Consider the following 6,871-nt stretch of genomic DNA (forward strand, 5'->3'; position numbering starts at 1 on the left):
GCCTATTACCGCGTGCATCATTTCGCCCGCCAGCTCGCTTCGCCGTTCCCGCTGCTGGCAGCCGTCGGCGCCAAGACCAGCCGCATCGAGATCGGCACCGCCGTCATCGACATGCGCTACGAAAACCCGCTCTACATGGCCGAGGATGCGGGCGCCGCCGACATCATCGCCGGCGGCCGCCTGCAGCTTGGCATCAGCCGTGGTTCGCCCGAGCAGGTGATCGATGGCTGGCGCCATTTCGGCTACGCGCCGCCGGAAGGCAAGAGCGACGCCGACATGGCAAGGCACCACGCCGAGGTCTTCCTCGAGACGCTGCGCGGCGAGGGCTTCGCCCAACCCAATCCGCGGCCAATGTTCCCCAACCCGCCCGGCCTCTTGCGCCTCGAGCCGCATTCGGAGGGTTTGCGCGAGCGGATCTGGTGGGGTGCGGCCACCAACGCCACGTCGGAATGGGCGGCCAAGCTCGGCATGAACCTGCAGAGTTCGACGCTCAAATTCGACGAGAGCGGCAAGCCGTTCCATATCCAGCAGGCCGAGCAGATCCGCATCTATCGCGAGGCCTGGAAAGCGGCCGGTCACAGTCGCGAGCCGCGCGTCTCGGTCAGCCGCAGCATCTTTGCGCTGGTCGACGATCGCGACCGTGCCTATTTCGGCCACGGCAATGAGAGCCGCGACCAGATCGGCTTCATCGAGGAGAACACCAAGGCGATCTTCGGGCGCAGCTACGCGGCCGAGCCGGATGTGCTGATCAAGGAATTGGCGCAGGACGAGGCGATCGCCGAGGCCGACACGCTGCTGCTCACCGTTCCGAACCAACTTGGCGTCGACTACAATGCGCATGTCATCGAGGCGATCCTGACCCATGTCGCGCCGGCGCTTGGCTGGCGCTGACGCCGGATCGATCAGGGCGGAGTTCCAGGGAGGTACACAATGCCAAAGAAGGCCTTGATCGCCTGGGGCGGCTGGGAGGGCCACACGCCGGAGCAGAGCGCGAATATCGTTCGCACCTTGCTTGAGCGAAACGGCTTCGACGTCACGCTCGGCCAAGGCACCGCGATTTTCGCCGATCCGGAGCTTGCTTCCTTCGATCTCATCGTGCCCGTCATCACGATGTCGACGATCGAAAAGGCCGAGTTGCAGAACCTGACGCTTGCCGTTCGCGGGGGAAGCGGGCTCGGCGGTTTCCACGGCACTATGGGCGACAGTTTTCGCAACGAGCCCGACTATCAGTTCATGACCGGCGGCCAATGGGTGGCGCATCCCGGCAACATCATCGACTATACTGTCGCGATCACCCGGCCGGACGATCCGATCACAAAAGGCATCAGCGATTTCGCCTACCGGTCGGAGCAATATTACATGCATGTCGACCCAAGCAATGAGGTGCTGGCGACCACCACCTTTACCGACGCGCATTTTCCGGGCATCGGCGGCGTTGTCATGCCGGTCGTCTGGAAACGGCGCTATGGAGCGGGGAAGGTTTTCTACAGTTCCCTTGGTCACACGGCGGATGAGTTCGCGGTGCCGGAAATGGCGCTGATGGTGGAGCGGGGTTTGCTTTGGGCGGCGCGGGGGTAGCCTCTGTCAGTCACCAATTGCGAAAGGCGAGCGGCGAACTGCGGAGGCAGCGAGGTCTGAATTCCTGCAATGGCTAGAAAGTCGGCCGCTGTCGAACTACCATCCGGTGAACAGCAAAGGGGGGTGGAATGGATCATCAGCGGACAGTATTCTTGGTCGGAGGGGGCACGGGCGGAGACGAGGAAGCCGTGTTTACGCTGCATGTAGAGGGCGCCGTCTGCAGCCTGACATGCGGCTACCGGGACAAGGTGATCAGGGCCGAAGAGGAAGATTTTTTCGAAGCTCTGTTCCAGATCCGTCAGGGGCTCGAAGCCGATGGTTTGCTGCCCTTCTGCTACGGGGCGAGTGCCAATGTTTATCCCGAAAATACCGTGATGGAGAAGAGTCGCGGATTGATGGCCTGCAAGGTGACGATGGGGCGATTTCCCCAAGAGACGGATCTGGTCGACATATTTGACGATGGCGTCGACGTGGTTCCGGTTTTCGTCCACATTCAGCAGGAATTTTGGGAAGAATGGCTGGCCTCTCTGCCCTCCTAGTGCCCAGCACTCATTTTATCCCGCCGGTGACCGCAAAGGCGCCAGCGGTGCGCCCATCCTCCAGCCGCACCACCGCCGTCACGATCGAACCGTAGGAGCCACGCCAGACGCTGTGGAAGCGCTGATGCTCGGCGGCCGGAATGAGGGCATGCCCGCTGAGGCGCGCACCGCTTCGCTGCAGCACGACGACCTCTCCGTTGACATGCACCTGGATGTTGGCCGTTTCGGCGGCCTCGCCGGGCAGTTCGAGCGTGATGACGATCTCGTCCTGATCGCCGGAAGGCCGCGTCTCGGCGGCAAGCGTGATCGCGAACGCTGGCACCTTGCTGTCGCCGGCTCGGGCAGGACGGCCTGAAAACACATCGTCGTCAAGTTCCGGCGTGCGCGGCGGGCGGGTGCGGCGCTGCGTGGAGCGTTCGAAGTCGCCGGCCATGCGCAGCAGTCTCTCATCGTCATAGGCCTTGCCGGCAAAGGTGAGGCCGACCGGCATGCCGATATCGGCCATGGTTCCCATCGGCACGGTGACGGTGGGGATGCCGAAATGGCGCCAGACCAGATTGCCGTTGGCGACCCAGGTGCCATTGCGCCAGGCAAGGGCGGCGGACGCCTCGTCGATGTCTGCATCGGCCGGTCCGACATCGGCGGCCGCGGGCAGCACCACGGCGTCGATGCCATGGGCGTCCAGCCAGTCCTCGAAATCGATCCGCCTTGTCGCTTCGAGGCCCTTCAGGCCTTCTTCAATCGTCGGGATTTCCGTGACGGGCGTGACGCCGGACCGCGCCCGCTCGACATATTCCCTCAGGTCGAAGCCGCCCTCATAGCGGTCGGGCAGCGTGCCCGGCGGCTGCGGGAAGATCTTTGGGCCGTCGACCGAGACGAGATCGGGCAAAGACGGGTCGGCATTGGCGCGCAAAAAGTCGTCCCAGCCCCAGATGCTGAGATCCCAGAGCTCGCGGTCGGCGAACTCTGGGGGCACCAGCCCGCGCTCGACCATGGTGCGCGTGCCGGGGCGGTCGCGCTCATAGTTGGAAACGACGGGAAAATCGACCTCGACCACCTCGGCGCCAAGCCGCGTGAGATCGGCCGCGGCCCGCTCCCACAGGGCAAGCACCGAGGCGCGGGTTTCGATCGGCGCATCGGCCTCGCTGTCGCGGCCGATATACATTCTGGGCACGCCGAGCCGCTTGCCTTTCAACGACCCCGCCAGTGCGAGATCGGTATAGCGGGGCGGCCGCACAGCGGAGCTTTTCGGCAGCTCGACCCAGGGCTGCGCGCGCCAGAAATCGCCTCGCGTCTCGGGATCGTCGGCGACGATCACATCGAGCAGTTCGAGCATGTCGGGCATTGTCCGCGCGTGCGGCACCACGACATCCATGGTCGGCACCAGGGGCCAGTTGCCGCGCACCGAAATGACGCCGCGCGACGGGGTGTAGGCGACCACTGCATTGTTGGTGGCCGGCGCGCGGCCGGACGACCAGGTTTCTTCGCCAAGCCCGAAGGCGCAGAAGCTGGCCGCCGTCGCCGTGCCGGAGCCATTGGACGAGCCCGACGCGAAGGCGGCGGTCAGATAGTCGCCATTGTAGGGGCTCTCGGCGCGACCGTAGACGCCGCGCTGCATGCCGCCATTGGCCATTGGCGGCATGTTGGTCAGCCCGATCAGCACGGCGCCGCCGGCGCGCAGCCGGGCGATGGTGAAGGCGTCCTCATTGGCGATGAGATGCTCGAAGGCGGGCGAACCGGCGGCCACCGTCAGGCCTGACACCTTGTAACTGTCCTTGGCGGTGTAGGGGATGCCGTCGAGCGGTCCGAGCACGGCGCCGTTGCGGCGGCGCTGGTCGGAGGCCACCGCCTCCTCAAACATGTCAGGGTTGAGCACTGGGACGGCATTAAGGCTGATGCCGTGGCGGTCAAAATGCGCGATGCGCCTCAGATACGCCCCGACCAGTTCGACGCTGGTGGCGGTGCCGTCATCGAGCGCTCGGCGCAGTTGGTCTATCGTCGCTTCGACGAGGTGAAGGCTGGCGTCGGTCATCACTGGTTCCAGGCTTTCGTTACAATCCTATGGATGAGCGAGGCAGCTGGCTTCGGCAAGAGCCTATCGCGGTCTTCTCGGAACTTTTGTCCGGCTGGCGGTTTTGGATGTATGGTGTGATTCTGGAATGGCCAGGAGGGTATTGGCGATGACCATGAAATGCGTTGCGATCCTAGCTCTCGCTGTCGCCATGGGCTCAAGCGTTTGCGCCGCGGCGTTCGCTGGCGACCGGCATCACGACCGCCGGGTCCACTCCGAACGCTACGTTCCCGCCGAAGGCGATCTCATCGACATCCTGTTCGGCGGCCCGCGCTACTACGATCAGCAGTTGGTGACGACGGCGGCCGGCGCGTGCTCCTACCATCGCGTCGGACCCGACGCGAATGCGGTGAACAAGATCAACGATCATCACTGTGGGAAGTAGGCGGCAGGCGGCGCCTCAGCGCCCGTCACTCTCCTTCATCCGCTCGATGATCTCGGCCATCAGCGCCAGGTCGCGGCGTGAATCGGCGAGGTCGGTCAGAGGCTTTGTGCCTTCGGTGATGTGGCGGTGGAAAATCTCGAGTTCATTCGAGAAAGCATCGCCGTAGAGAGGCCCGAAGGTTTTCGTCACCGGGCCGAGCGGGCCGGCATCGGTGACCTCCAGCCGCGTCGGCAGGCTGCGGATGTAGGGCGTGTCGTAGAGAATGCGCACACGCCTGGTGTTCGAGCGCACCTCGATCATGGCGTCGAACAGGCCGAGATCGTCGACCACCGCGTCGTAGAGACAAGCGAAATGGCCGTAGTCGAAGCTGACTGATGTGTTGGCGCCGCCATTGGTGCGGTGCGCGGCCAGCACGCGCGCCGGCTCGCCGATCAGCCCGCGCATCGCTGAAATGTGGTGCGAGGAAAGCGCCGTCAGGCCGCGATAGGCGCGCACCAGGTCGGCCGGCGCATCGGCGCCGACGACTTCGCGGATCAGTGCGTCGCGTTCGCTTGCGCCACGCGCCAGCAGGGTAGGGTCTATATCGTTGGGATAGAGGACGTTCTGGCTCTTCTTGAGAAAGTGCCGGCCTTCCGAGATCATGTCGAAGATTCGGACATGGGTGATGTCGGCGTATGCCGGCAGTTCGTCCCTGGCCGCCAGATAGGCCGGCGCGTAGCGGCGCATATAGCCGACGAACAGGGTCTTGTCGTAGCCCGGCATCAGCGCCAGCAGATCGTCGATTTCGCGCACCGTCAGGCAGGCGGGCTTTTCCAGCAGGATATGTTTGTTGGCTGCAATCGCCGCCCGCACGAAGCGGCTGTGGGTGTCGTCGGACGACAGCACGAACACCGCGTCGATGTCGGGCGAACTAATCAGCGCCTCGGCCGTGTCGAAGGCCTTTGCCGTCGTAAATTCAGAGGTGACGAGTGACACCAGGCTGGGCGACACGTCGTACACGCCCGCGATCACCCAGCGGTCGCGCTGATCGCCCAGCACAGGCAGATGGATCGACTGCGCGACCTCTCCAAGACCTATCAGTCCGACACGAATTGGTGCCACAGGCGAACTCCCTTTGATTTCAAGTCTGATGCTGCAGGACTATGCCGCGCCGGTTACCAGCGCGACGAGCTCGTTTCCGGACGTTTCGGAAGCGCGCACGGTCGCCGCCATCTTTCCCGCCCGCATCACCCAGATCTGGTCGGACAGGCGGCGGACCTGATCGAAATTGTGGCTGACCAGGATGACTGAGACCGACTGCTCGCGCAGACGCCGGATCAGAGCCTCGACATTGGCGGTCTCCTGCACGCCGAGTGCTGCCGTCGGTTCGTCCATCACCACCAGCTTGGCGCCGGAGCCGACAGCGCGGCAGATCGAGATCGCCTGCCGCTGGCCGCCCGACAAGCGCCGCACACGCTGGTTGATCGACGGCACGTTGATCGACAGCCGCGACAGCATGGAACGGGCCTCGCGCTTCATCGCCTTGCGATCGAGGAAAGCGAACGGCCCGATGCGGCGCACGATCTCGCGGTTGAGGAACAGGTTCTGCGCGACCGTCAATTCGTCGATCAGCGCCAGGTTCTGGTGCACGGTCTCGATGCCGGCCTTGCGTGCCTCGTCGGGGTTGGCGAAGGGCCGCGCCCGGCCGTCGAAGAACAAATTGCCGGTGTCCGGCTGATGCACGCCGACCAGGCTGCGGATCAGCGTCGACTTGCCGGCGCCATTGTCGCCGATGACGGCGGTGACCTCGCCGCGACGGGCCTGGAAGGCGACGTCGGTGAAGGCGCGGATGCCGCCGAAATGCTTGCTCAGCCCTTCGCAGGCGATGATCGCCTCAGCGGCGGGGATGTGATGGGGCGCGCTCATTTCTGATACCGCATGATCAGGGCCGCCAGCACCACGATGGCGCCCACGGCAAGCGGTTGGTAGAAGGCCGAGACGTTGAGCAAGGTCAGGCCGTTGACGAGTGCTGTGAGCATCAGCGCGCCGATCGCCGGTCCCAGAATGCTGGCGCGGCCGCCGAACAGGCTGACGCCGCCCAGCACCACCGCCGCCACCGAGTTCAAGAGCAGGCTGGTGTTGATCTGCGGTTCGGCCGAGCCGATGCGGGCGACCAGAAGAATGGCCGCGATGCCGGCGCAGAAGCCCGAGATTGTATAGGCGGCGATCTTGACCCGGTTGGTGCGGATGCCCAGCGCGCCGGCACTTTCGGTCTGGCCGCCGGTCGCCAGCAGATGCACGCCGAAGCGTGTGTGGTAG

Annotated in this window: 8 protein-coding genes; 4 read left to right on the forward strand and 4 right to left on the reverse strand. The window is 64.6% G+C overall.

What is annotated here, in order from left to right; translation table 11 throughout:
* From EN750_RS12160 to EN750_RS12170, 3 genes are all read left to right on the forward strand, one after another.
* On the forward strand, positions 1-891 hold an 891-nt coding region (locus EN750_RS12160), incomplete at its 5' end, for an LLM class flavin-dependent oxidoreductase (protein WP_145967585.1).
* Positions 892-930: 39 nt separating this feature from the next.
* On the forward strand, positions 931-1,578 hold the full coding sequence (locus tag EN750_RS12165; protein WP_127396570.1) for a ThuA domain-containing protein: 648 nt from the start codon (positions 931-933) through the stop codon (positions 1,576-1,578).
* Between the two features lie 128 nt (positions 1,579-1,706).
* Positions 1,707-2,117: a hypothetical protein gene (locus tag EN750_RS12170; protein ID WP_127396571.1), complete on the forward strand. Its 411-nt coding sequence runs from the start codon at positions 1,707-1,709 to the stop codon at positions 2,115-2,117.
* Positions 2,118-2,127: 10 nt separating this feature from the next.
* Here the strand turns inward: EN750_RS12170 and EN750_RS12175 are convergent, their stop codons facing one another.
* Positions 2,128-4,149, reverse strand: a complete 2,022-nt coding sequence (locus EN750_RS12175; RefSeq protein WP_127396572.1) for an amidase — start codon at positions 4,147-4,149, stop codon at positions 2,128-2,130.
* A 148-nt stretch (positions 4,150-4,297) separates the two neighbouring features.
* On the opposite strand from EN750_RS12175, the gene EN750_RS12180 reads away from it, so the two are divergent.
* Positions 4,298-4,573, forward strand: coding sequence for a hypothetical protein (locus tag EN750_RS12180; protein WP_127396573.1), 276 nt, complete (start codon positions 4,298-4,300; stop codon positions 4,571-4,573).
* A 15-nt stretch (positions 4,574-4,588) separates the two neighbouring features.
* Here the strand turns inward: EN750_RS12180 and EN750_RS12185 are convergent, their stop codons facing one another.
* From EN750_RS12185 to EN750_RS12195, 3 genes are all read right to left on the reverse strand, one after another.
* Complete coding sequence (locus EN750_RS12185) at positions 4,589-5,674, reverse strand: Gfo/Idh/MocA family oxidoreductase (protein ID WP_127396574.1); 1,086 nt, start codon at positions 5,672-5,674, stop codon at positions 4,589-4,591.
* A 39-nt stretch (positions 5,675-5,713) separates the two neighbouring features.
* Positions 5,714-6,478: an ATP-binding cassette domain-containing protein gene (locus EN750_RS12190; RefSeq protein ID WP_127396575.1), complete on the reverse strand. Its 765-nt coding sequence runs from the start codon at positions 6,476-6,478 to the stop codon at positions 5,714-5,716.
* Positions 6,475-6,871, reverse strand: a 397-nt coding sequence (locus EN750_RS12195) for an ABC transporter permease (RefSeq protein ID WP_145967587.1), incomplete at its 5' end; no start/stop codon positions are given. The genes EN750_RS12195 and EN750_RS12190, both read right to left, overlap by 4 nt.

Source organism: Mesorhizobium sp. M7A.F.Ca.ET.027.03.2.1, from assembly GCF_003999175.1.
In the GTDB taxonomy this organism is placed as follows: Bacteria; Pseudomonadota; Alphaproteobacteria; order Rhizobiales; family Rhizobiaceae; genus Mesorhizobium.